This is a genomic window from Enterococcus sp. AZ119, assembly GCF_050546175.1.
GTDB classification, from domain to species: domain Bacteria; phylum Bacillota; class Bacilli; order Lactobacillales; family Enterococcaceae; genus Enterococcus; species Enterococcus faecalis.
Map to the genome: position 1 here is coordinate 2075704 of NZ_CP172951.1, position 25163 is coordinate 2100866.

21 protein-coding genes and 1 riboswitch are annotated in these 25163 nt (G+C 39.0%); of the genes, 5 read left to right on the forward strand and 16 right to left on the reverse strand.

Annotated features, from left to right (window positions below; genetic code table 11):
* Positions 1–6: 6 nt before the first annotated feature.
* The 16 genes from yedF to ssnA all read right to left on the reverse strand — a co-directional run bounded on the left by yedF (position 7) and on the right by ssnA (position 20087).
* Positions 7–594 (reverse strand): sulfurtransferase-like selenium metabolism protein YedF, encoded by a 588-nt coding sequence (gene yedF / locus IGL37_RS10100; RefSeq protein WP_002356602.1) that lies wholly within the window; start codon positions 592–594, stop codon positions 7–9.
* A 15-nt stretch (positions 595–609) separates the two neighbouring features.
* Positions 610–1632, reverse strand: a complete 1023-nt coding sequence (gene selD, locus IGL37_RS10105; protein ID WP_002359657.1) for a selenide, water dikinase SelD — start codon at positions 1630–1632, stop codon at positions 610–612.
* 15 nt (positions 1633–1647) lie between these two features.
* Positions 1648–2796, reverse strand: coding sequence for a selenocysteine lyase SclA (sclA, locus tag IGL37_RS10110; RefSeq protein ID WP_002368915.1), 1149 nt, complete (start codon positions 2794–2796; stop codon positions 1648–1650).
* 13 nt (positions 2797–2809) lie between these two features.
* On the reverse strand, positions 2810–3391 hold the full coding sequence (gene mocA / locus IGL37_RS10115) for a molybdenum cofactor cytidylyltransferase (RefSeq protein WP_002362594.1): 582 nt from the start codon (positions 3389–3391) through the stop codon (positions 2810–2812).
* A 13-nt stretch (positions 3392–3404) separates the two neighbouring features.
* A complete protein-coding gene (gene xdh, locus IGL37_RS10120) occupies positions 3405–5978 on the reverse strand; it encodes a selenium-dependent xanthine dehydrogenase (RefSeq protein WP_430598783.1) in 2574 nt (857 codons plus the stop codon).
* A gap of 120 nt (positions 5979–6098) precedes the next feature.
* A complete protein-coding gene (locus tag IGL37_RS10125; RefSeq protein WP_033917848.1) occupies positions 6099–7106 on the reverse strand; it encodes an XdhC family protein in 1008 nt (335 codons plus the stop codon).
* On the reverse strand, positions 7103–7462 hold the full coding sequence (locus tag IGL37_RS10130) for a winged helix-turn-helix domain-containing protein (protein WP_002356595.1): 360 nt from the start codon (positions 7460–7462) through the stop codon (positions 7103–7105). Before IGL37_RS10130 ends, IGL37_RS10125 begins: the two co-directional genes overlap by 4 nt.
* 93 nt (positions 7463–7555) lie before the next feature.
* Positions 7556–8875: a nucleobase:cation symporter-2 family protein gene (locus IGL37_RS10135; RefSeq protein ID WP_002356594.1), complete on the reverse strand. Its 1320-nt coding sequence runs from the start codon at positions 8873–8875 to the stop codon at positions 7556–7558.
* 93 nt (positions 8876–8968) lie between these two features.
* Complete coding sequence (locus IGL37_RS10140; protein WP_002356593.1) at positions 8969–9349, reverse strand: RidA family protein; 381 nt, start codon at positions 9347–9349, stop codon at positions 8969–8971.
* A gap of 14 nt (positions 9350–9363) precedes the next feature.
* Complete coding sequence (gene arcC / locus IGL37_RS10145; RefSeq protein WP_033917847.1) at positions 9364–10308, reverse strand: carbamate kinase; 945 nt, start codon at positions 10306–10308, stop codon at positions 9364–9366.
* A 240-nt stretch (positions 10309–10548) separates the two neighbouring features.
* Positions 10549–11742 (reverse strand): knotted carbamoyltransferase YgeW, encoded by a 1194-nt coding sequence (gene ygeW / locus IGL37_RS10150; RefSeq protein ID WP_002359643.1) that lies wholly within the window; start codon positions 11740–11742, stop codon positions 10549–10551.
* A gap of 38 nt (positions 11743–11780) precedes the next feature.
* The gene (locus IGL37_RS10155; protein WP_002356590.1) at positions 11781–13106 is read right to left on the reverse strand and encodes a YgeY family selenium metabolism-linked hydrolase; all 1326 of its coding nucleotides are present in this window, start codon (positions 13104–13106) and stop codon (positions 11781–11783) included.
* Positions 13097–14290: a diaminopropionate ammonia-lyase gene (dpaL, locus tag IGL37_RS10160; RefSeq protein WP_002356589.1), complete on the reverse strand. Its 1194-nt coding sequence runs from the start codon at positions 14288–14290 to the stop codon at positions 13097–13099. The genes IGL37_RS10155 and dpaL overlap by 10 nt, the downstream gene beginning before the upstream one ends.
* A 23-nt stretch (positions 14291–14313) precedes the next feature.
* Positions 14314–15687 carry a dihydropyrimidinase gene (gene hydA, locus IGL37_RS10165; RefSeq protein ID WP_002365023.1) on the reverse strand — a complete coding sequence of 458 codons (1374 nt, stop codon included), beginning with the start codon at positions 15685–15687 and terminating at the stop codon, positions 14314–14316.
* Between the two features lie 29 nt (positions 15688–15716).
* Positions 15717–18722, reverse strand: coding sequence for a putative selenate reductase subunit YgfK (gene ygfK / locus IGL37_RS10170; protein WP_033917846.1), 3006 nt, complete (start codon positions 18720–18722; stop codon positions 15717–15719).
* Positions 18723–18752: 30 nt separating this feature from the next.
* Positions 18753–20087 carry a putative aminohydrolase SsnA gene (ssnA, locus tag IGL37_RS10175; protein ID WP_033917845.1) on the reverse strand — a complete coding sequence of 445 codons (1335 nt, stop codon included), beginning with the start codon at positions 20085–20087 and terminating at the stop codon, positions 18753–18755.
* A gap of 402 nt (positions 20088–20489) precedes the next feature.
* Here ssnA and IGL37_RS10180 point away from each other — a divergent pair, with 402 nt between their 5' ends.
* The 5 genes from IGL37_RS10180 (at position 20490) to IGL37_RS10200 (ending at position 25127) form a co-directional block, all read left to right on the forward strand.
* Positions 20490–21128: a helix-turn-helix transcriptional regulator gene (locus tag IGL37_RS10180; RefSeq protein WP_002381503.1), complete on the forward strand. Its 639-nt coding sequence runs from the start codon at positions 20490–20492 to the stop codon at positions 21126–21128.
* Positions 21129–21333: 205 nt separating this feature from the next.
* Positions 21334–22686, forward strand: a complete 1353-nt coding sequence (locus IGL37_RS10185; RefSeq protein WP_033917844.1) for a Mur ligase family protein — start codon at positions 21334–21336, stop codon at positions 22684–22686.
* Positions 22676–23368 carry a type 1 glutamine amidotransferase gene (locus IGL37_RS10190; protein WP_002356583.1) on the forward strand — a complete coding sequence of 231 codons (693 nt, stop codon included), beginning with the start codon at positions 22676–22678 and terminating at the stop codon, positions 23366–23368. The genes IGL37_RS10185 and IGL37_RS10190 overlap by 11 nt, the downstream gene beginning before the upstream one ends.
* Before the next feature lie 114 nt (positions 23369–23482).
* A riboswitch (PreQ1 riboswitch) is annotated at positions 23483–23527 on the forward strand.
* Positions 23528–23604: 77 nt separating this feature from the next.
* Positions 23605–24585 (forward strand): nucleoside hydrolase, encoded by a 981-nt coding sequence (locus IGL37_RS10195; protein ID WP_002359623.1) that lies wholly within the window; start codon positions 23605–23607, stop codon positions 24583–24585.
* Complete coding sequence (locus tag IGL37_RS10200) at positions 24582–25127, forward strand: ECF transporter S component (protein WP_002407211.1); 546 nt, start codon at positions 24582–24584, stop codon at positions 25125–25127. Before IGL37_RS10195 ends, IGL37_RS10200 begins: the two co-directional genes overlap by 4 nt.
* The last annotated feature ends 36 nt before the right edge of the window (positions 25128–25163 follow it).

Sequence of the window (25163 nt, forward strand, 5' to 3'; positions counted from 1 at the left end):
TTTTTGTTAAAGCGTAATTACTTTAGCCGCTTGATTCATTGTTTCAACAATTTCGTACATATTAGTAATAGAGCCGATAGCTAAGGTGTCTGTTAAATGATAAAAATCTAAACAGGCCCCACACGTTTGAATCGTGGTTCCCTTCTCCGCTAATTGTTGCAAATCAGCTAAGGTATTCGCTGCTTGATTCGTTAAAAACGCCCCTCGATTAAAGAATAATAGCTGTGTAGGAACAGTTTCTGCTTCTGATAATGATTGAAGATAACTTTTCATTAATAGTCGTCCTAGCTGCTCGTCTCCAGTACCTAATTGATCGGAGCCAATCGTAATTACTAAATCTGTTGCTGACTGACTTGTTTGTTGAGTCGCTTCTTCAGGTACCGTAATTTTGACAGAGAAAACCGTGGCTTCTATCTGCTTCGCAGTCAAAGTGGCCTGTTTTTTAGTAGCTAATTTTTTTAAATTTTCAATGGCTACTTCGTTATCGACTAATACCTCGATAGTGCCTCCAGCTAAACCTAACTCCGCCAAAGCTTTTTTTGTTTCAATCACAGGTATTGGGCAAGGTTTCCCCAATGCATCTACTAATTTCATATTTGGCCCTTCTCTCTATAAAAGTACTACTGCTTGTTGTTCTTTTGGCAGAACCTCGCCAATAATTTTGGCAACAGGGTCCTCTTTTTGAATAGCTGCTAAACAGGCTGCCGCTTCGTCAGCAGCGACACTAATTAACAGTCCGCCAGAAGTTTGTGGATCAAACAAAAGTTCTTGCATTTCCATAGAAATTTTTGAATAATCGATTGTCGTTCCGATTGTTTGGCGGTTTCTTTGCCCAGCTGCAGTGACTAAACATTCTGCGGCGTAGGCCAACGCTCCTGTAATGGTTGGTAATGCTTCTGTATCAATCAGTAATGTTACCTGATTATCAGCCATTTCTTTTGCATGAATTAATAGACCAAACCCAGTCACGTCAGTACAAGCATGTACTGCGTAGGATCGAGCATTCGCAGCGGCATATTTATTTAAACGTTCCATCGAATCTTGTGCGATTTTTTGTTCCGTCTGCTTCGCCAATTGCCCCCGAACAGCCGCTTGAATAATTCCTACACCTAATGCTTTAGTTAAAATCAAGACATCCCCCACCTGTGGCGTATTATTATGCCACAAATTTTCTGGATGAACTTCTCCGGTTACCGCTAGACCATACTTGGGTTCATGGTCATAAATCGAATGGCCTCCCGCCAGTAAAGCACCCGCTTCCTTTAATTTTAAACTGCCACCTAAGAGCATTTGTTCCAACCATTCTTTTGACATCTTTTGTGGAAAACAAACAAGATTTAGCGCATAAAGGACTGTTCCGCCCATGGCATAGACATCACTTAAAGCATTAGCGACCGCAATTTTCCCAAATGATAACGGATCATTGACCATTGGTGAAAAAAAATCTACCGTTGAAATCAAAGCTTTTTCAGACGTTATTTGGTAAACAGCGGCGTCGTCGGCATGTTCAAATCCGACGAGTAGCCGCTCATTTGCCGGTGTTTCGGGTAAGTGTTGCAACAATTGGTTCAGTACACGGGATTCAATTTTTGCCCCACAGCCACCTGATGTACATTGTGATAAAAAATCCATGCTGTCCGCTCCTTCTCAAATTAGTAGTTCTTGTAAAGCGTGAATTGTCCAAGTAATTTCTTCAGGCGTTGTCTGCCAACCAAAGCTAAAACGTAAGGTGCCAGTTGCTAAAGTCCCAGCTGTTTGATGGGCTAATGGTGCACAATGCAAACCTGCGCGCGTCATAATGCCATATTGTTCTGCTAGTTGCTGTGCCACTATTGTTTCTTCCTGATTCCACAGTGTGATAGAAACAACAGGGACAGTTTGTGCCACGTCCTTGGTTCCTAAAATTGTGACAGGTAACCCTGATAAACCATTTAAAAAATTCTGCATTAAGGTTCGTTCATGCTTTTGAATCGCTGCTAAACCAATTTTATTCAACTCTTTAATAGAACTATTTAAGCTTAGAATACCTAAACTGTTTAACGTACCAGCTTCAAATTTATCTGGTAAAAAAGAGGGTTGATCAAAGGAATTAGAATGGCTACCAGTGCCGCCCGCCATCAGTGGTTTGACCGCTTCAGCCCCTCGCTCACTAAAAGCTAACCCACCAATACCTGCTAATCCATATAAGCTTTTATGTCCAGTAAAGGCTAACACATCAATGGCCATCTGGGTCATTTTTATTGGTAGAAAGCCCGCCGTTTGAGCCGCATCCAAAACGGTTAATAATCCTTTCTGTTGGGCCCATTGAAAACATTTTTCAATGGGTAAAATGGTGCCTAAGACATTGGATGCGTGTGTCATCACCAAGGCTTTTGTATTCGTGCGCCAGGCTCGCTGAATATCTTCTACATCTAACAGGCCAGTTTTTTGACAAGCAACATACGTCACTGAAATGCCTCGTTCTTTCTCAAGCAAGTGAAGAGGTCTAGCTACTGCATGATGTTCTAACATAGTCGTAATCACATGGTCGCCAGGTTGTAAAATCCCCGCTAATGCAAGATTTAAGGAAGTTGTTGCGTTATTCGTAAACGTAATCTGAGCCGCACTGGGTGCCTGAAAAAAGTCTGCTAACAATTGACGTGTCTCTAAAAGAGGAAGCCCCTCTCTCAGCAAAGGGGCATTTCTTCCGTAATTCATGAACTGATTTTCTGCTAAATAGGCAGTCAAAGCCTCAATGGTTGCTGGAAATTTTTTATAGGAAGTCGCTGCATAATTTAAATAAACCAAGTCCTTCATACGTTTTTCCTCTCTAACTATTGGTTTCTTGAATTAATTTTTGGTACTCTTCTGGCGTGTCGATATCTTTTAAACGGCCAGGAGTCGCTATTCTCAACATCTGAACTGCTTCTGGAAAGCGTTCATAAATCATGCGTCCGCCTGTTTCACCAGTCAATGTTAATAGTTCTTGTCGAAATTGATTACCGAATAATACTGGACTACTAGGACAACCATCTTTTTGTAATGGCACTATAATTTTATTTCTCTGACATTTATCTAACACGGGTTGTAGCATTTTAGGTGTTAACAATGGTTGATCACTAGGTAAGTATAAATAGCCAGCTCCCCGAGCTTGTTCAGTTCCTAAACGAATACTGCTACTTTGCCCTTCTTGCCATTGATGATTGAGAATCAACTGAATGTTCTTAGGTAAAGGAAACGCTGGCTGATTCTCAGGCGAAACAACTAAAATCCGTTCTAATACGTCTAATTGATTCACTAAGGTTAACGTGTGCTCTAAAAATGTTTTTCCTTGATATTTTAAGAACAATTTATTTTGGCCCATCCGTTGTGAATTGCCCGATGCTAGAATAATGACACTAACGAGTGACATGAGTTGTCTCCTTTTATCTTTTTTTCTTTTGATAAGGGGTATTTTCTAAAGGCAGACTTGGTCGGAGCTGACCATCCAAGGCAAAATATGCGCCTGCTAAAGCTGGTGCGGTAGGGATCGTTGCTAACTCACCTACGCCTTTAATTCCATAAGCTAAACCTTCGTGAAGATTGTCAGCATGAACCAAAATTGTTTCAATTGGTGGTACTTGAGTGGCGTTCACTAATCCTAGCGTTGCATATTTTGCTTTAACATAGCCTTCTTCTAAGGCAAATTTTTCAGTTAAAGCATACCCCATGCCCATCGCAATCCCACCTTCAATTTGACCTTCAGCAGCTCGTGGATTCACCACTTGCCCCATATCATACGCAGCCACAAATTTAGCTACTTTTCCTTTGTCATCTAGAATAGCTACTTCAGCAGCATAACCATAGCCAGCATGACTAACTGGACTTTTTTTATCATTAATTAATGGATCCGTTTTCGCTGAATATTCCCCATAAAATTCTTCACCTTCCAAATCACTTAAAGCACGTCCCATATCAAGCTCATACCGTAATTGCATTGCCGCTCTTCTAGTTGCTTCTCCTGTGAAGAGTGACTGCCTCGAAGCCGTTGTCGTTCCTGAATTGGGTGTTCTTCTTGTATCAGGGGCTTCCGCAACAATCATTTCTGGTGGTAAATTTAATGTTTCACAGGCAATTTGCGTCGTAACGGTTGCCATCCCTTGACCGATACAAGCAGCACTTGTGCGGACATGTATTTTTCCTTCTTCAACAGAAATAATACAACGCCCTGTATCAGGTAGCCCCACACCCACGCCACTATTTTTAAAGAAACTAGAAATTCCAGCAACTTCCGCTTGTTCATAGACGTCTTTAACCGCTAACAAGGCTTCTTTTAACGCCGCATTTTTCGAGACCAATTGTCCATTCGGTAAAGTATCTCCTGGGGCGACGGCATTTTTAAAGCGTATTTCCCATGGTGATAGTCCGACTTTTTCTGCTAACAAGTTTAAATTACTTTCAATTGCAAAAGCCGTTTGGCAAACACCAAATCCGCGAAATGCACCTGCTGGCGGATTATTAGTATATACAGCAAACCCTTCCACATCAATCGTTTGATACTTGTAGGGACCTGCCGCATGTGTACAAGCCCGTTGCAATACTGGTCCTCCTAAAGAAGCATAGGCCCCAGTATCCGCATAAATCACTGCTTTCATTGCAGTTAAATTGCCTTCTTCATCACAGCCGGTCGTAAAGTCCATTTCCATGCCATGGCGTTTGGGATGAACCATCAAACTTTCTTCACGGCTTAGCAGTACTTTTACTGGTTTCTTCAATAACCAAGCGGCTAAGGATGCATGATGCTGAACACTCATGTCTTCTTTTCCACCAAAACCACCACCAACAAGTTTTGATTGAACATGAATTTTTTCCTTGTCTAGTCCTAACATCCGAGCCACTTCCCGTTGTTCATCATAGATACTTTGACCCGCACTAAAGAGTAAAATGCCCTCACCTTCAGGCTGTGCAATCGCACACTCGGGTTCCATAAAGGCATGTTCGTTAATTGGTACGGAATAATGTTCTGTCACTACAAACGCAGAATTTGCTAACACTTCCTCTGCATTACCACGTACCAAGTGTTCATGAGACAAGATATTGCCCTTTTCATGAATAGCTGGTGCACCTTCTGCTAAAGCAGCTTCACAAGAAGTAAGCGGTATCATTTCTTCGTAATCAACTTCCACTAAATTTTTTATCTCTGGTAAGGTTTCTTTTCTTTTTGAAACAACGAGTGCCACTGCATCCCCAACATACCGTGTTATTTCACCTTCTGGAATCATTACATCCCAATCGGAAATAAATTCTAAATGACCAATTTTATTATTTCCTGGAACGTCTTTAGCTGTGAACACAGCCACACAGTCAGGATGCGCCAATGCTTGGGTACTATCGATTGATAGAACTTTTGCGCGAGGATAGGCACTCCGCAAAGCAGATGCATGAAGCATTCCTTCTATGTCAATGTCATCTACATAAATCCCTGTGCCTAAGGTTTTCTCCACTGCATCGACCCGTTGGAAGTCTTCCCCTAATTTACCATTTGAATGTTCTTCTGGAATGCTCGTTTCTTCACAAAACATTTTAGCAGCTAACTGAATGGCTTCTATTATTTTCACATATCCTGTACAACGACAAATGTTTCCTCGTATAGCTTTCTGAATGTCTTCTTTTGTGGGTTCGGGTTTCTTGTTCAATAATCCTTGTGCCGAAATAACCATCCCAGGGATGCAATACCCGCACTGAACTGCACCCGTTTTTGCAAACGCATAGGCATAGACATCTTTTTGCCGTTGGCTTAAACCTTCGATTGTCGTGACTTCTTTACCAGCTAATTTTTCTAGAGTAAACAAACATACTTTGGAAGCCTTTCCATTTACTAACACCGTACATGCACCGCAAGAGCCTTGGTTACAGCCATCTTTTGTTCCAGTTAGGCCCAGATCCTCCCGCAAAAAGTCTATTAATTTTTTGTTTGTTTCACAGGTTTCACTTTGACCATTTACAATAATTGAATACATTTCTTGCACCTCGATTTCTGATATAGTTTAGTGTTCAATCACCTAGATTATACCACAAATCTCCGTTCTAAAAATTATTTTTTAGCAAAAAAAGTTTTTTATTTAATTTAAAGATCCTCATTATTGATAGCGCTGTTGAATTAATTCTCCCGCGATGCTAATCGCTAACTCTTCTGGTGTTTCGGCTGCAATATCTAAGCCAATTGGCATGAAAATGCTTTCAATTTCAGTCATTGTATAACCGACCTCTTTTAACCGTCGAACTTGTGAAGCAATTTTGTGTTTGCTCCCCATCACACCAATATATTTGGCTGGTGTTTCCAATAACTGTTTGGCAACGATGAAATCAAAATTGTGTCCTCTGGTAATTACTATACCATAATCATCCGCCGTTATTTCAATAAATGCAGCTAAATTTTCTAAAGGAATCACCCGTAGTTCCTCAGCTTGTGGAAAAGCTTGTGCCGTCAAAAATTCTGGACGATCGTCCACTACAACGCAATAAAACGATAAATAGTTTAAAATAGGTACCAATGCGCGTGCAACATGACCACTTCCAAAAATATACACTTTCCCTACTTGGAGGATCGCTTCTGTTAAAAAAATTATGTCCTCTTTTTGCTCACAATGGATACCTTTAGGTAGCAAACTTAATTCCCCCTCCCAAGAAGTGGAACCAATCAATTCGCCTGTTTCACTATAAAAGGATACTTTTCCTAAATTGTTTTGATCTAGTTCAGTCACTAACCAACCTTGTTGGTTATTTTGAAAATGCGTTTCTATGGATTCACACAACTCTTTTAAAAATGGCGTTTCCCATGAAAGATAATGGAAAAAAATCGTGACATTTCCGCCACAGACCATGCCTAAATCAGCAATATTATTCGGGGCTAAAATAAATTGGCGTTGTGCATTTTCTTTCTCAATAAGTAGCTTTTTTGCCACTTGTTCAGCCTGAAATTCTACCGCGCCACCACCAACAGTTCCGGCTATTCTACCTTCGGCGGAAACCAGCATTCTAGCCCCTTGACTTCGTGGTGTAGATCCTGAACTTGTACCAATCGTTAATAACATCGTGTCTTGCTTTTCCAATATTGCCTGTTTCAAACGCTGAAATACTTCTCTCATTTCAGTTCCTCCGATACTACATCCTGTTCTTTAAATATTTCTTCAAAGCATGCCTCTACCTGTTGATACACTTTTTTCTCAAATAAAAGATATTGATCAATCAACTCTTTTCCTTGATCCGTAACAATTGACCCGCCACCATTACAACCGCCAACGCTTTTGATAATTAATGGAAAAGATAGCTCTTCTTCAGCTACCCGCACAATCCGCCATGCCTTATTATAAGACATTTTCATCTCTTTTGCCGCTAAGTTTAGTGAACCAGTTTGCTGAATTTTTTGTAAAACTTCGACAACGCCAGGACCAAAAAAGTTCCGATCTGTTTTTAATTTTAAGTTTAGGGAATACGTAAACATCTTCTCCTCCTTTATTCGTTCATTTTTTTATAGATAACGTAAGGGAAAAAGGATACGAAAGCTTACTCACTTTCGTATCAAAAAAAGCAATCTTCACTCAAGTGCTACACGCTTTTTTGGTTTTAAAATGACATTTAAAAGGACTGCTACCAAAGTGGTTAAGATAACTTCCGAATTACCGAAAATCGTTGTTACCCAAGTTGGAAAACCAGCTAAGCTTCCAGTAGACAATGTGACACCAATTCCAAATGCTAGAGCTGTTCCGACAACCCCAGTATTTCGAGGAGTCATTTCCTGCGAAGCAATCATCCGAATACCTGTCATAGAAATAGAAGCAAAAACTGAAATCGTTGCACCACCAATTACCGCGTAAGGAATCGTAGTTAATAACGCAGCTACTTTCGGAACAAAACCAGCAATTAATAATATAACTGAAGCGAAAACCAGAACATACTTATTAATCACTTTTGTTACCGTAACCAGACCAACATTTTGTCCAAAAGTTGCTACTGGGATTGATCCAAATAAACTGCCAATAAAGTTAGTGAAACCACTCCCCATAATTCCGCCAGATAATTCTTCATCCGTTGCATCCCGATCCATTGCCCCAACCGTTGTTGCTGTAAATTGGCCGATGGCTTGAACAGCATCAACAATAAACATCACCACAAGCGTAAAGATTGGTACCAATTGAAAATCCAGTCCAAAGTGAAACGGGGTAATTACCTGAACGATTTTAGCATTTTGAACTGGCTCAAAACTAACCATCCCTAAAGCTAAAGAAATCAAATAGCCAATAACCATTCCGTTTAAAATTGCTGATAACTTCAAAAATCCTTTTGCAAAATAATTGAAGTAAAAGACAATCGCAAAGGTTAATAATGCAACTAACCAATTCCGGGCTGAACCAAAATCAGCACTACCAGCTCCTCCTGCCATATACTTAATCGCAACTGGAAACAAGGATAGTCCAATGCTTAAAATAACCGTTCCTGTTACTAAAGGCGGAAACAACACACGGATTTTTTTAATGAACAAACCAACAATAATAACAAGAATACTGCCAACTAATTGGGAACCAAAAATTGCTGCAATCCCAAAATCAGCTCCGATGGCCATCAAAATCGGTACATACGCAAAACTTGCCCCCATCATAACTGGTAACCGTGAACCCACTTTTCCAAAAATAGGGAAAAGTTGAATTAACGTTGCAACTGCTGAAAAAATCAATGATGTTTGAATCAAAATAGTCGTATCACTAGGACTTAATTGGCAAACTTTGGCAATCATGATTCCCGGTGTGACAATCCCTACTACTGCTGCGACAACGTGTTGCAATCCCATCGGAATTGCTTCAGAAATTGATAGTTTCGCATCATATTCAAATAATGCTTGCTCTTTTTTTTCATTCATAGGATCGTTTCCTTCTTCTTTTTATTCTAAAAGGATTGTTCCCCTTAATCAATAAAGAATGCAATCCTTTTTCCCTCAGAAACATCTTAAAAATTATCCTTTGACAGCAACTGCTTCAATTTCAAATAAACCATCTTTTGGCAACTTGGCTACTTCTACACAAGAACGTGCAGGCAAAACTTCTGAAAAGTAATTCCCATAGATTTCGTTAATTTTGCTAAAATCAGACATATGTTGTAAAAACACCGTTGTTTTCACAACATTATCATAGGTCATCTCGACCTCTTTTAAAATCGAACCTAAATTGATAAAAGCTTGTTTTGCTTGTTCTTCCACTGTAGCCTTCATTTCGCCCGATTGCGGATCTAATCCTAGTTGTCCAGAAATGTACAACGTATTTCCCGCTAAGACAGAATGTGAATAAGGTCCTACAGCAGCTGGTGCCTGTGCAGAATTAATCATTTTGTTTGTCATCGTTTTCCTCCATTCTATGATTCTTTATTTTCAATTAAAGTCCCTGTTTTTCCAGATAATCCTTCTTTGGCTTTTTCTAATAACGTAATCAATGTTTTTCGACCTGGCTTAGATTCAGCAAACTTAATCGCTGCTTCAACTTTTGGTAACATTGAACCTGGAGCAAACTGACCTTCTTGCGCATATTGTTTCATTTTTTCTGTTGAAACATTCCCTAAGGCTTCTTGATTTTCTTTACCAAAATTAATACAAACTTTTTCAACTGCTGTTAAAATCACGAGCAGATCAGCATCTACTTGTTCAGCCAGTCGTTCACTACAAAAATCTTTGTCGATGACTGCATTGACACCTTTTAGTCGGTTCCCTTCTTGAATGACTGGGATGCCACCACCGCCGCCAGCAATGACTGTTTGGCCAGCATCAACCAATGTTTGAATCGTGAGAAGTTCGACAATATTTTTTGGTTTAGGAGAAGCGACGACTTGGCGATAACCACGGCCAGCATCTTCCATCACTTGTATATTTTTTTCTTTGACTAATTGTTCTGCTTCTTCTTTTGTCATGAAGCGACCAATTGGTTTCGTTGGTTTTTTGAACGCCGGATCATTTTCATCCACGACCACTTGAGTGACTATGGTGGTGACGGCTTTACTTATATTTCGCTGACGGAACTCTTCTTGTAGCGCATTCTCTAAATCATAGCCAATGTAACTTTGACTCATGGCTACGCACATGGATAACGGAACAACTGGATATTGTGGATTATTAAAGGAAAATTCTTCCATAGCTAATTGAATCATCCCCACTTGAGGACCATTGCCATGAGATAAAATAACTTCATATCCTGCTTCAATCAAATCTGCAATCGCTTTGGAGGTCTGTTTTACGGCAGTCATCTGCTCCGTCAAATTATTTCCTAAAGCATTGCCACCTAAAGCTACTACGACGCGTTTGCCCATTGCTTCACCTCATTTTCTGTTTTATAAAAAGGACGATGCTTTTTCTTTTTCACAACGAGTTTTCGTATTAACTGTCTGTTGTCGTTGCATGAAGTCAACGCACATGACTAAGCGTTCTTGACTCGAGACAATCACACATTCATGAATAGACTTGGGAAGGTCTTATTTGTTCATGTTGAAGAGGCAACTTCTAATGATTCATTGTGTAAAGAAAAAGCATCTGTCTTCATGCCAAATTCATTATTTTACTTCTCTTGGTGTCGCTTTATCCGCTAAGTCTGTTAAGGTTTTTTGCGGATTTTTTACTTTACTTAAGAAAATCATAGCCGCAATAACATACGGTTTGTAGCTAGCTTCTTTGTAAAGTTCGACCCGATAACGATCGAAAACAGAAGCTTCCACTTCGCCTTCTTCACAACTAACGCCAGTAATATCAGCTGGTAGACAATGCATATACAAAGCTTTGCCGTCTTTTGTTGTTTTCATCAATTCTTCTGTACATTCCCAATCTTTGTGCTTTTTATTTTGAGAAAGTAATTCTTGTTCTAATTGATCAATTCCTGCTTGGTCACCATTGCCATATAATTCAGTTCGCTTTTCCATTGCCGCAAAAGGTGCCCAGCTTTTCGGATAAACAACATCCGCATCTTTGAATGCTTCTGCCATACTATTCGTTTTAGTAAAGTTTCCACCAAATTCTGCCGCATTTTTCTTCGCAACTTCTTCTACTTCTGGCATAATTTCATAACCTTCTGGATGTGCTAAGACGACATCCATTCCTAAACGGGTCATTAGACCAACAATTCCTTGAGGAACAGATAATGGTTTTCCATAAGATGGTGAATACGCCCAAGTCATGGCAACTTTTTTCCCTTTCAGGTTTTCAATACCACCAAATTCATGAATTAAATGCAACGCATCCGCCATTGCTTGCGTCGGATGGTCAATATCACATTGTAAATTCACTAACGTTGGGCGTTGTTCTAATACCCCATCTTTATATCCTTCTTGGACAGATTCTGATACTTCGTGCATGTAAGCATTGCCTTTACCAATGTACATGTCATCACGAATACCAATGATATCAGCCATAAAAGAAATCATGTTTGCTGTCTCACGAACAGTTTCTCCGTGAGAAATTTGACTTTTTCCTTCGTCTAAATCTTGAACTTCTAAGCCCAAAAGATTACACGCTGAAGCGAAACTAAAACGTGTTCTTGTAGAGTTGTCGCGGAATAAAGAAATCCCCAAGCCACTATCAAAGATTTTAGTTGAAATATTATTTTCTCTTAAATAGCGTAATGTATCGGCAACTGTGAAAACAGCTTCTAATTCATCTCTTGTTTTTTCCCAAGTTAGGAAAAAGTCATTTTCGTACATTTTTTCAAATTCTAATTTATCTAATTTCTCAATATATTCTTTAAACGTTTCCATTCCATCTGCTCCTTTTTTCTTGTCTAATAATCCTTTACTTAACCACAATAGACCGTTGGTAATGCCGCATAAACGGCTGCACAACGAACCAAATCATCTTTCCAAGTTTTTTCATTTGGTGCATGTGCTTGTGCTTCCGCCCCTGGCCCGAAACCAATACAAGGAATGCCATTACGTCCCATAATTGAAACGCCATTTGTTGAGAAGGTCCACTTATCTAACAATGGGCGCTCTTCACGCATTTCCAATGTTTCTACAGAGCCTTTCCGTGTTTCTCCATAGAGATTTTTATGCGTTTCCATCAAGGCTTTTGTTACATCATGATTTTCTGGAATTACCCATGTTGGGAAATAACATTCAATTTCATAAGTTAAATCAGTATAAGAAGGACGATCATAGTTGTACATTGAAACCGTCACATCATCTCCATATTTTTTAACAGCTGGTAAATTGCGAATTTCTTCCAAACAACTTTCCCAAGTTTCTCCAGCAGTCATTCGACGGTCTAGTGAAACGGTACAGCCATCCGCAACAGCACACCGACTTGGTGAAGAATGGAAAATTTGCGAAACAGTCACCGTACCACGACCTAAGAAACGGGCTTCTTGCCACTCTGGATTGTACTTAGGATCTAACATACGAACTAAACCACGAATCGCTGTGCTTTCTGTATCTCCATTGTTGTTTAAGGCACGAACATCTTGTAAGATATCCGCCATTTTGTAAATGGCATTATCTCCACGTTCTGGTGCTGAGCCATGACACGAAACGCCTTTGACATCAACTTTAATTTCCATTCGGCCTCGTTGACCACGATAAATCCCCCCATCTGTTGGCTCTGTTGAAACAACAAATTCTGGACGGATACCGTCTTCTTTGATAATGTACTGCCAGCATAAGCCGTCACAGTCTTCTTCTTGGACAGTAACTGTTACTAAAGCAGTGTATTTTTCTGATAATAGACCTAAATCTTTCATGATTTTAGCGCCATAAATAGCCGAAACAATCCCGCCCTCTTGGTCAGACGTACCGCGACCACCGATCTCAGTTTCTGTTTCATAGCCATCGTAAGGATCAAATTTCCAGTTACTCATTTCACCAATTCCGACAGTATCCATGTGCCCATCAAAAGCAATTAATTTTTCACCAGACCCCATATAACCAAGTAAATTTCCTTGAGGATCAATGTCAATTTTATCGAAACCTAATTTTTCCATTTCGGCTTTTGCTCGCGCAATTTTGTTGCCTTCTTCTGCACTTTCTCCTGGAATTTTGACAAGGTCTCTTAAAAATTTGACCATATCTTCTCTGTAACCTTCTGCTGCTGCATTTACTGCATTAAAATCCATTCCTTTTACCTCCATAAAATTTTTTTATAATTGTCTGGATCAGTGTCCCCTTCGGTAGAAAACATTAAAACGTTTGACGTCTCATCCAGTTGCAATGCCTCACGTAATTCTTGATAGTCGGGATCTTGCATCACTGTAGCTACTAAGCCCATTGCTACTGCCCCAGATTCGCCTGATACAACTTGCGGATCCCCTTTTAATGGCGCGCCCAACATACGCATTCCCTTTTCAGAAACCCAATCTGGTGCTGAAACAAAGAAGGATGTATGATTTTTTAGAATATCAAAAGAAATCGTATTAGGTTCTCCACATGCTAAGCCAGCCATAATTGTCTGTAAATCACCATCGACAAAGCGAATTTCTCCGTCTTTTTTAATTGCTGATTGATATAAACAGTCAGCCGCCTGTGCCTCAACTACGACCATAATCGGTGGGTTTTCTGGAAAAGCATTAGCAAAATAACCAATCACCGCCCCAGCTAAACTGCCGACACCAGCTTGAACAAAAACATGACTAGGTCGTTCAGAGCCAAACTTTCTTAATTGTTGAGAGGCTTCTAACGCCATCGTTCCGTATCCTTGCATAATCCAAGTCGGAATTTTTTCATATCCGTCCCAAGCGGTGTCTTGAACCATGACACCGTTTTCAGTTTCTTCGGCCATTTTATTAGCCATTCGTACACATTCATCGTAATTAACTTCTTCAATTGTGACGGTTGCGCCTTCTTTTTCAATATTTTCTTTTCTCGTCTGTGTTGAACCCTTCGGCATGAGTACAACTGATTTTTGGCCTAATTTATTCGCAGCCCAAGCGACTCCTCGTCCATGGTTACCATCAGTTGCTGTAAAAAACGTAGCTTGTCCAAAAGCTGATCGTAATTGATCAGAAGTTAATTCATCATATGTTAGTTCCGAAACATCTTTCTTTAATTTTTCGGCAATATAGTTAGCCATGGCAAACGAACCACCTAAGACTTTAAAAGCATTTAAACCAAAGCGATAAGATTCATCTTTAACAAAGAAATCATTTAACCCCAGATAAGCGGCCATATGATTCAATTCTGCTAATGGTGTTTCTGAATACTGTGGAAAACTTTTGTGAAAAGCCAAAGCTTTCTCAATTTTTTCTTTAGACATCAGAGGTAAGTACTTATCCTCCGTCTTCGGCATTTCATTTGCTGTCCATTTAATTTTTTCCAAAAATACTTCTCCTCCTTCTATTTTTAAGTTGCTTTACGAAAAACAAATTTTCCTTGATTTGCCAAGATGACTTGCCCAGCTTCAGCAACTTTTTGACCTCTTAAATAAACCATTCGAGCCTGTCCTTGTGTTTCAAATCCTTCATACGGCGTATAGTCGACATTTTGTAACTGCGTTCTCGCAGCAATCACGCCGGTTGTTCTAGGATCCCAAACAACTAAATCGGCATCACTGCCTTCTTGCACCACACCTTTTTGTGGATACATCGAGAATTGTTTAGCAATATTTTCAGAAAGCAAAGCAACCATTTTTTCCAAGGTGATTCGGCCCTTCGCCACACCTTCCGTGTAAATTAATTCTGGTCTCGTTTCAACACCTGGCATCCCATTGGGAATTTTACTAAAATCATCTTTGCCAACTGTTTTTTGTCCGTGAAAATTAAAGCTGCAGTGATCTGTCGATATTGTATTGATTGCCCCCTCTTTAATCCCTTGCCACAAAGCCTGTTGATCCTCTCGTTTGCGTAGTGGCGGTGAGCAGACATATTTTGCTGCTTCAAAATTAGGCGCATCGTACAAGTGATCATCTAGTAAAAGATATTGAGGGCAAGTTTCTACATAAACTGATTGTCCTCTTTGACGAGCCCGTTCCACCGCTTCTAATGATCGTTTTGTGCTTAAATGCACAATGTTAACCGACAAATCAGCCATTTCCGCTATCATCAAATATCTTGCTACCGCTTCTGCTTCAACAGCCGCCGGTCTTGATAACGGATGATAGTGCGGGGTTAGCTTTCCTTGAGAAACATATGATTGGATTAATTCATCTACTAAATCACCATTTTCACAATGAACACCTAACATTCCATTAACTTTTTTTATTTCCTTCATCGCTTCAAAAATTTCCGCATCTGTGGTTCGCAAATTATCATAAGCCATATACATTTTGAAGGAAGTAATACCTGCAGCAATCATTTCCTGAATTTCAGCAGCTATCGTTGGTTTCCATTCAATCATGGACATATGGTAAGTATAATCACATGAACTCTTGCCTTCAGCCAATTGATTCCAAGTAGCTAAACAGTCTTTCAATGAGCCGCCTTTATTAGGTGTAGCCATATCAATAACCGTAGTCGTACCTTTGGCCACCGCCGCTTGGCTTCCAGTAGTAAAGTTATCCGCCGTACTTAACGAACCTTTGCCATTATTTAATTCCAGATGCGTGTGCGCATCAATAAAGCCTGGTAATACATAACACCCCGTAACATCCTCAATCTGAGAATTTTCTACTGGTAAATTTGCCCCCATCTCTACAATTTGCTCGCCGTCAATTCGAATATCCAATTGACGACGATTATATGCAGATACGACGGTTCCACCTTTGAGCAGAATAGACATTTATTTATCCCCCAGTCGTAAATTTCCTTTTATGCTTGCATACAATAAGCATATTCTTCAATCATAGTTACCATTAATGCGATTAAATCTTCTGGTACATCTAATCCTTGATCTGTTAATTGAATCGTTGACACCGTTCCCCATAGACGCAGTAAACAAATTTTATCCACAGGATTTTGAACATAGAAACCTGAATTAGTACTGTCATAAAAATCAGCTTCACTGTTAAATAAGGTAAATTTGTCTTTGTAAGGGGCACTTGCATAAGGGCAAAATGTTTCACAGTTGCCACATTCGTTACACATCCGATCAACATGGACAATTTGTGGTTTTCCTTCGACATACACAACAATATTTGCTCGGTTTGGACAGACATCCATACAAGATTCACAAATTGTGGAGCATTCTAAGCAACGACTAGCTTGACTACAAGACATCTCGTCTGTCACAAGGATGCCTCGTTTGTTTCTAACAAATGCAACATCACTATTTAAATTATCTTTTTCATAGTGATGATTGTGGACAAGACAAATATTATTGGCCGCTTTGGTTGCATCAGCGATTGCTTCAACAATTGTGGCTGGTCCTAAATTAGCGTCACCAATGACATAGACGCCTGGTATATTTGTTTCCAATGTTTCTTGATTTGAAACGACTTTCCCATAGTTGTCTGTGTGAATGCCTAATGCTTGGTAAAATTCTGTATCTACTTTTTCACCAACAGCGGCAATCACTGTATCAGCAGGAATATCAATCATTTCTCCTGTACCAATTGGTCGACGGCGTCCAGAGGCATCTCGTTCACCTAGGACCATTTTTTCACAAGTTAATTGTTGATTTTCATGTTTAATTGGCGAAAGTAATTCTAAAAAGTCAACGCCATCTTCTAAGGCTAAATAAAGTTCTTCTTCATCTGCTGGCATATTGCGTTTATTCCGACGATAAACCACTGAGACTTTTTTAACACCAGGTAATGTTGTGGCTGCACGAGCACAGTCCATAGCTGTATTTCCGCCACCAACGACGACAATCTGTTCTCCGTAAGGATTAATCGTTGGATTTTCTCGATTTGCTTTTAAAAATTCTAACGAGTTCAATGCTCGACCAGATTCTAAACGAAGGACCCCATGTTTCCATGCACCAATGGCATAAATAACATTCGTATAGCCTTGGTTTTTCAATTCCGCCAATGATGGCGCCTCTTGTCCTGTACGGAATTCGGCTCCCATAAATTCCGCTAACTGAACGTCTTTTTGAACAGATTCCATAGAAATTCGAAATTCTGGTACAATCTGGCTACAAACGCCCCCAATTGTCTCGGATTTTTCAAACACAGTAACAGGCATGCCTTCACGTGCTAATAAATACCCAGCAGAGATCCCTGCAGGACCTCCACCCACAACAGCTGTTTTAGGTGCATTTTCTTTTGGCTGTGGCTTTTCTAGTGTCGTCAATAATTCATCATAAGCATGTTCAGCTGCTTCTAACTTCACTTCCCGAATATGAATAGATTCTTCATAAAATTGACGTGTACATTTAGTCATACAAGGATGTGCACAAATGGTTCCAGTAATAAAAGGCAACGGATTTTTATCGACAATTACTTGCAAGGCCTTTAAATAATTGCCTTCACTTACATAACGAAGGTAAGCAGGAATATCCTGATTGATTGGACAACCACCGTCACTTCGACAAGGAGCGATATAACAATCTGTTAGTGGAACTGTTTTTCTTAGTTTGGTACTTTCTGGTAATTTAATTGATTTTTGGTAACGCGCTTGTGTTTTAGCTTTCTCAACAACTTGGGCTAATTTATCCAAGTTGACATGAACCATCTGAGGATATTCTGCTGCGCTTAATACATTAGCAACTTGATTCATTCGTTGATAGCCACCAGGTTTCAATAGCGTCGTTGCCATAGTGATTGGCCAAATCCCAGCATCAAATATTTCTTTACTATTGAAAATATCTGCACCGCCAGAATAAGAAATTTGTAGTTTCCCATCAAATGCTTCTGATAATTTTTGTGCCAATGAAATACTAAGAGGAAATAGCGAACGTCCTGACATGTACATTTCATCACCAGGTAATTCATTTGCTGCAATCGTTACCGGGAAAGTGTTCGTAATTTTAACTCCGAAGCTTAGATTTTTACTATTGGCTAATAATTGCAGACGTTGTAACATCGGTACTGCTTCTTCAAATTGTAAATCTTCTTTAAAATGGTGATCGTCAAAAACCATATAATCAAACCCTAGCTCATCCATCGTTTGACGCGCATATTCATAACCTAACATGGTTGGATTACATTTAATAAAGGAATGGAGCCCTTTTTCACTTAATAAATAGGCCGCAATTCGTTCAATTTCATCTGATGGACAGCCGTGTAAAGTCGATAGCGTAATAGAATGACAGACTTTAGGACTAATTGCTTCGATATATGAGTCATCTACTTTTTTAAAATAAGATAGATATTTTTTGGCAGCTGCTTGGCATTCCGCCCAAATCGGCGTTCCTTCTGCGTTTTGCATTTCGTTAATATAACGATCAATTTTTGGTGATTGAATCCCTGCCAAATCATAGCCAACACTCATGTTAAAAATGAAACCATTCGGGTCACCTAGCTCGAACTCTTTACTCAGTAACTTCAAAACGAACCATGCTTTGACGTATTCATCATAAGCTTGGGGAACGCGCAATTCTGTGGACCACTCAACGTTGTAACATTCATCTGCTGCTGCGATACATGGTTTACTCACTGGTAAATCTTCTCCATCCAGTATCTGGACTGTCTTAACTTCAAAAAAACGAGAACCTGTTAAATAGGCCGCAATAATATTTTGTGCTAATTGTGTATGGGGACCTGCTGCTGGACCACAAGGGGTTTCCATTTTTTCTCCAAATAACGAAATCGTTTTTGTAGGATCCGCATGATAAAATTTACGAATGCCAAAAATTGTGCCATCTTGTTGATACTCACTAAAAATCCAATTTAATAAAGCCTCAATTGAGATGGGATGCATAATATCACTCATTAACGTCACTCCTTTTATTTATAATGAAAGCTATTGATTTACTCGTTTCCAGAAAGATTGTGCTTGCGTTTGCGCATCATGCCAAACTTTCTCTTCATCAATTCCTTGAACTTCACGATTACGCATCCGAATTTCTCCATTAATCACCGTGTCAGTGACCATCCCACCATTCATGCCGAATAAAATGTGCATGTTATAATTCTCTTTTGTCATTGGTGTCGGGCCATGATAATCAACAATAATGACGTCTGCTGCTGCATTAGGTTCTAAAACGCCTAGCTTTGTTTTAAAATAGCGATTAGCCATTTGCGGATTATTATCAAACAGCATTGTGGGAATTTCTGCCCAAGCCGCATTTGGATCAGCTAAATGATGTTTGTGGATAACATTTCCTACCTTATAGGATTCCGTCACATCATTCGTATAACCATCTGTGCCAAGACCCATCAAAATACCATACTCATTAAACATGCGCATCGCAGGTGGGCAACCGACCGCATTCCCCATATTCGACTCTGGATTCGTGACCACCATTGTGTCTGTATCTCTTAGTAATTCCATCTCATGAGGTCCAATATGGATGCAATGACCTGCCATTGTCTGTTTTCCTAAAATCCCTAAATCAAATAATCGGTTCACAATCGGCTTCCCATATTTTTTCAAAGAATCATGAACATCGGCTAAATCCTCTGCAATATGAATATGATAACCAATCCCATCTGGCGTATTGGCTGCACATAATTCTAAAGAAGCATCTGATAAAGTAAATGCTGCATGCATACCCATCATCGCTTTTTGCATATCATCATTTCTTAAGGAACTGGCTTTAATAAAGGCGGCATTTTCTTGAACTGCTTCCCGCATTTTCTGCTCACCATCGCGATCAGAAACTTCATAACAAAGGCAGGTTCGAATCCCTAACTCGTCCGCTGCATTAGATAATTGGGTTAAACTCCCTGTAATTTCTCCGTAACTAGCATGATGATCAAAGACAGTTGTAACGCCGTTGCAAATACTATCTAAATAAGCAACCTTACCACTTTGATAAGTGTCTTCTAATGTCAAGGCACGATCAATTCGCCACCATTGATCTACCAAAATATCCATGAAATTTTTAGGATGATAATTCGTTAAACTTAACCCACGTGCAAAGGTACTATAAATATGATTGTGCATGTTAATAAAGCCTGGCATAATCACTCCACCTTTAGCATCAATAAATGTCGCTTCTGGATAAGCTTGTTTTAATTCTTCTGTCGTTCCGACTTGTTTCACAACTTGACCATCAATCGCCACACACCCATTTTCAAAAAAATGATTCTGCGCATCCCGAGTGATTAAACGCCCATTTCCAATTAATAACATGTATTCTCCTCCTATTTTCCAACCTATTCCCCACATGTAGCAAACGCTTACAAATCAATCGCTCAATCATTCACGAATATAGCTTGTCTATCTTTTCTAATCTATATTTCTACGAAAAGTATTTGAAGCGCTTGCATTTTTTTACTAACGAACTCATTAACTTGATTAAAGTATATCACCTTACCTTAAAAAAAACAATGCTACCTAAAAAATATTTTTTAGAATTTTGACAGCCGTTATCTTGTATTATTATTTTTATCATGCTATCATTATTTTTCAGAACAGGTAGTACGCGACATTAAAGGATTTAGCCCTGCCTATTCCATTTAAAAATATTATGTTAAATTTGACACAATCTTATAAAAACTGTTTGTGCCAGGCACATTAGAAAGGAGCTTATTTATGTTATCCGACGAAAAACTTACTTTTTTAACACAAATTGCTAAAGGTTTAGCTGGTCAATTTGGGGAAAACTGCGAAGTCGTTATCCACCAAATCAATGAAGACAATATTAACAATTCTATTGTTTCCATTGAAAATGGTCATGTCTCTTCTCGTCATCTGGGCGATGGACCTTCTCAAGTAGTCTTAGAAGCCTTAAAAAAAGACCCTAGTGAGTTGAATGATCATATTAACTATCTAACCCGTACCCATGATGGTCGTATTTTAAAATCTAGTACAATGTATTTTAAAGATGAGAATGGTCAACTCGATGGTATTTTTGCTATTAACTACGACATCACTACATTGATTGCTGCAGAGTCAAACTTAAAATCTTTGATTTCCACTGCAGAACCTGAAGAAGATAAAGACCCTGATTACATTCCTCAGGATGTTAATGAGTTGTTAGACGATTTAATTCATGAATCAGTCAAATTAGTTGGTAAGCCGGTCCCATTAATGACGAAGGACGATAAAATCAAGTGTATTCAATTTTTAAACAATAAAGGCGCCTTCTTAGTCACTAAATCTGGGGACAAAGTTTCTAACTTCTTCAATATTTCTAAATATACGCTATACAGTTATATTGATGCGAAATAAAAATGGAAATCGATGGACGATTTGTTGTTAAGACAAGTCGTCTATTCTCTTTTTTCCTTCACTATTCTACTTTTTCTAAAAGACTTTTTAAATAATAGTAAGAAAAAGTAAAAGGAATTAATTTTTTATTTTAGTTATGGTATGATAGATTGAGTTTAATTTAAAATAACGAAAAATTAAAGATATAGAAATTGGGGGACAACAAATGGGGATTCGAAGTCATTTAGCAATTGCTGCAGGAAAAACTTCGCAATGGGTTTTACAAACATTTTTTAAAGGCGGCAGTAGCTACCCAGGGAAATTAGCCCTAAAAATCGATCCTAAAATTTTAGATACATTGGCAAAAGACTATGAAATTGTCGTAGTCACTGGAACGAACGGCAAAACATTGACAACTGCTTTAACTGTTAACATTTTACGCCAAGAATTTGATGAGGTATTAACAAATCCAACGGGTGCTAACATGGAGCAAGGAATTGTCTCTACTTTTTTAAATGCCAAGGCGAAAAAAGGACAAAAGAAATTTGCGGTTTTAGAAATTGATGAAGCAAGTTTAAGCCGTGTCACTAAATATATTCAACCAAAATTATTTGTTTTTACGAATATTTTCCGCGACCAAATGGATCGCTATGGCGAAATTTATACGACGTATCGCTTAATTATGGAAGGCGCCGCTGCTGCTCCTGAAGCAACTATTTTGTGCAATGGTGATTCGCCAATTTTTAATTCAAAAGAAACTGTAAATCCTCGCAAATACTATGGATTTAATCATTTACCACCGAAAGAGCAATTGGCTCATTACAATACAGATGGGGTTTTATGTCCAAAATGTAATCATATTCTTCATTATAAAATGATTACGTATGCTAATTTAGGTGATTACTATTGCCCAAATTGTGGCTTCAAACGCCCTGAATTGGATGTACAGTTAACGGAAATGGTCCGGATGGATAACACATCTGCTGATTTTGTGATTGATGGCGAAGAATACGGCATTGCTGTTGGTGGGATGTATAATGTTTATAATGCGCTAGCGGCCACAGCGGTAGCAGAATATTATCAGGTGGCACCAGATAAAATCCGAGCAGGCTTAGCTTATGATGAAAAAGTTTTTGGGCGTCAAGAAACTATTAAAGTTGGCGATAAAGAATGTACGTTAGTTTTAGTAAAAAATCCCGTTGGTTTAAATCAGGTCATTCATATGATGGGCTTAGCCCCTTACTCTTTCTCGCTGGTTTCATTATTAAATGCTAATTATGCAGATGGAATTGATGTCAGTTGGATTTGGGATGGTAATCATGAAGCCTTTGCTGATATGGACATTCCAAAAGTAATTGCTGGCGGTGATCGCCATGAAGATATGGCCTTGCGTTTAAAAGTTGCGGGTATTCCTGAAGAAAAATTACTAGAAATTGCTGATTTAGAGCAAGTAATTTCAGAAATTAAAACGTTGCCGACAGATCATGTCTATATTTTGGCAACCTATACTGCTGTTTTGCAATTAAGAAAATCATTAACAGCCCAAGGGTATATTCAAGGGGGAATGAATGGTGTCTAAAGAATTAGTCGTTTGTCATTTATATGGCAACTTATTAAATACTTACGGAGATAACGGAAATTTATTGATGCTTAAATATTTAACCGAAAAAATGGGCGTTACCTTCCGATCAGAAATTATCAGTATCTACGAACCGTTTGATCCCGAAAAATATGATTTAGTCTTTGTTGGTGGCGGTCAAGACTTCGAGCAACTGATCATCTCAGAAGACATTCAGAATAAAAAAGAAGCTTTGACTTCTTATATTGAAAATGACGGCGTCTTGTTAGCTATCTGTGGTGGTTATCAACTTCTAGGACATTACTATGTCGGCGCACAAGGCGAAAAAATTAAAGGAATCGGTGCATTAGATCATTACACTTTGAGCCAAGACAACAATCGTTTCATTGGTGATATCGAAATTTATAATGAAGAATTCGATGAAACGTATTATGGTTTTGAGAATCATAATGGCATGACTTTTTTAGGCGAAGGTGAACGACCTTTAGGAACAGTCAAACAAGGCAAAGGCAATAACGGTCAAGATAATGGCGAAGGCGTTGTCTACAAAAATGTGTTTGGCTCCTACTTCCACGGTCCAATCTTAGCACGCAACAAAAATCTAGGGATTCGGTTAATTCGGACCGCTTTAGAGAAAAAATATGGTGAACCGATCGCTATTCCTGAAACGCTTTATAAATAAAAGAAGAATCTAGTTCCTACATATAGGGCTAGATTCTTTTTCATTTCTCCGACAACTATTTACATCTTTACAAAATATAGTAAGATAAAGAGGTGCATTTAAAATCGAGAATTTCTCGGACTGGTTCGGAAACTTCCCAGAATAAAAAACTAAGTATCTCTCAATACTAACTCAAGTCATAGCTTTTTTAACAAGAGTTATCATTTGCAGTTAACGAAAAAGGAGGATTGGAAAAAATGCAAAAAGTAATTATTGATTGTGATCCCGGAATTGATGACACGCTTGCTCTCTTGTACGCACTTGCTTCACCAGAGCTAGATGTCCAAGCGATTACAGTTGTTTGCGGAAATGTCCCTGTGGAGATTGGCGTGGAAAATGTTTTTAAATGTTTGGAAAAAGTTAATCGCTTAGATATTCCTGTCTACCAAGGGGCTGCTAGCCCTTTAAAACGGCCATTTGTTAGTGCGCAAGATACACATGGCATGGATGGTTTAGGTGAAACATATTTCCCCAGAACTAGCAAAATCCAAGCACAAGCGCTTTCCGCTGCTGACTATTTAGCACAAACCTTTCAACAAGCTACCGATTGCTCAATCATTGCCCTTGGTCCTTTAACAAATATTGCTTTGGCTTTAAAAAAAGAACCTCTTCTGGGGCGAAATCTTCAACGTTTTGTCTCAATGGGTGGTACCTTTAAAAGCCACGGCAATTGCTCTCCTGTTGCAGAATTTAATTATTGGTGTGATCCTGATGCAGCAGCTTGGGTTTTTGAGAAATTAGGTGCAAAAATCGAAATGGTCGGCTTAGATGTCACACGAGAAATTGTTTTTACACCAACAATTCTCAATTATTGTCAACGACTCAACCCCAAAATGGGGAATTACCTCGCTGAGATTACTCAATTTTATTTTGATTTTCATTGGAAATATGAACGTATTTTAGGGTGTGTTATCAACGATCCCTTAGCGGTTGCTTATTTTATTGATCCTGCGCTCTGCCAAGGCTTTTCCAGTTACGGACAAATTGTTCCTGACGGCATTGCTATGGGGCAATCAATGATCGATCAGTATCATTTCCAGCAGCAACCAGCTAATTGTCATGTCTTGACTACGGTTGATAGTCAACAGTTTTTCGTGAAGTTTCTATCCATTCTTTTAAATGTACAAATAGATGAGATCGAAAGAGATTTCAAAAATTTAAGGATGGGACAACCATGAAAAAAATAACACCACGAATCATTACAATTATCGCTTTTAGTGTTGCTTTAAATTACCTTGGCAGTACCATTGCGTTACTCCTTCGTTTACCAATTTATCTTGATAGCGTGGGAACTATTTTTACAGGTGCGTTATTAGGCCCACTCTTTGGTGCACTGACAGGTATTTTAACAAGTCTAGTAACTGGATTGACAACGGATATCTTTTCTCTGTATTATTCACCTGTCCAACTCTGCACAGGAATTTTAGCAGGTTTGCTCCTTCATCAGCAGTTAAAAGTAACCAAATTACCATTTAAAACGTTGTGGTTAACGATACCAGGAACAGTGATTTCTTCCTTGATTACAGTTTGTTTATTTGGTGGAATTACTTCTGCTGGCTCCAGCATAATTGTCCAATTTTTATATGGTTTAGGCTTCAATCAGCTAGCAAGCGTCCTGTTGGTTCAATTGATAACAGATTACGGGGATCGTCTGCTATCAGTCATTATCGTCACAGCTGTTATTGCTGCCTTACCTAAACGTTCTTTTATAACAAAATAAACTGTTTTAATGCCAAAAAATGAGGAAATCATCTGT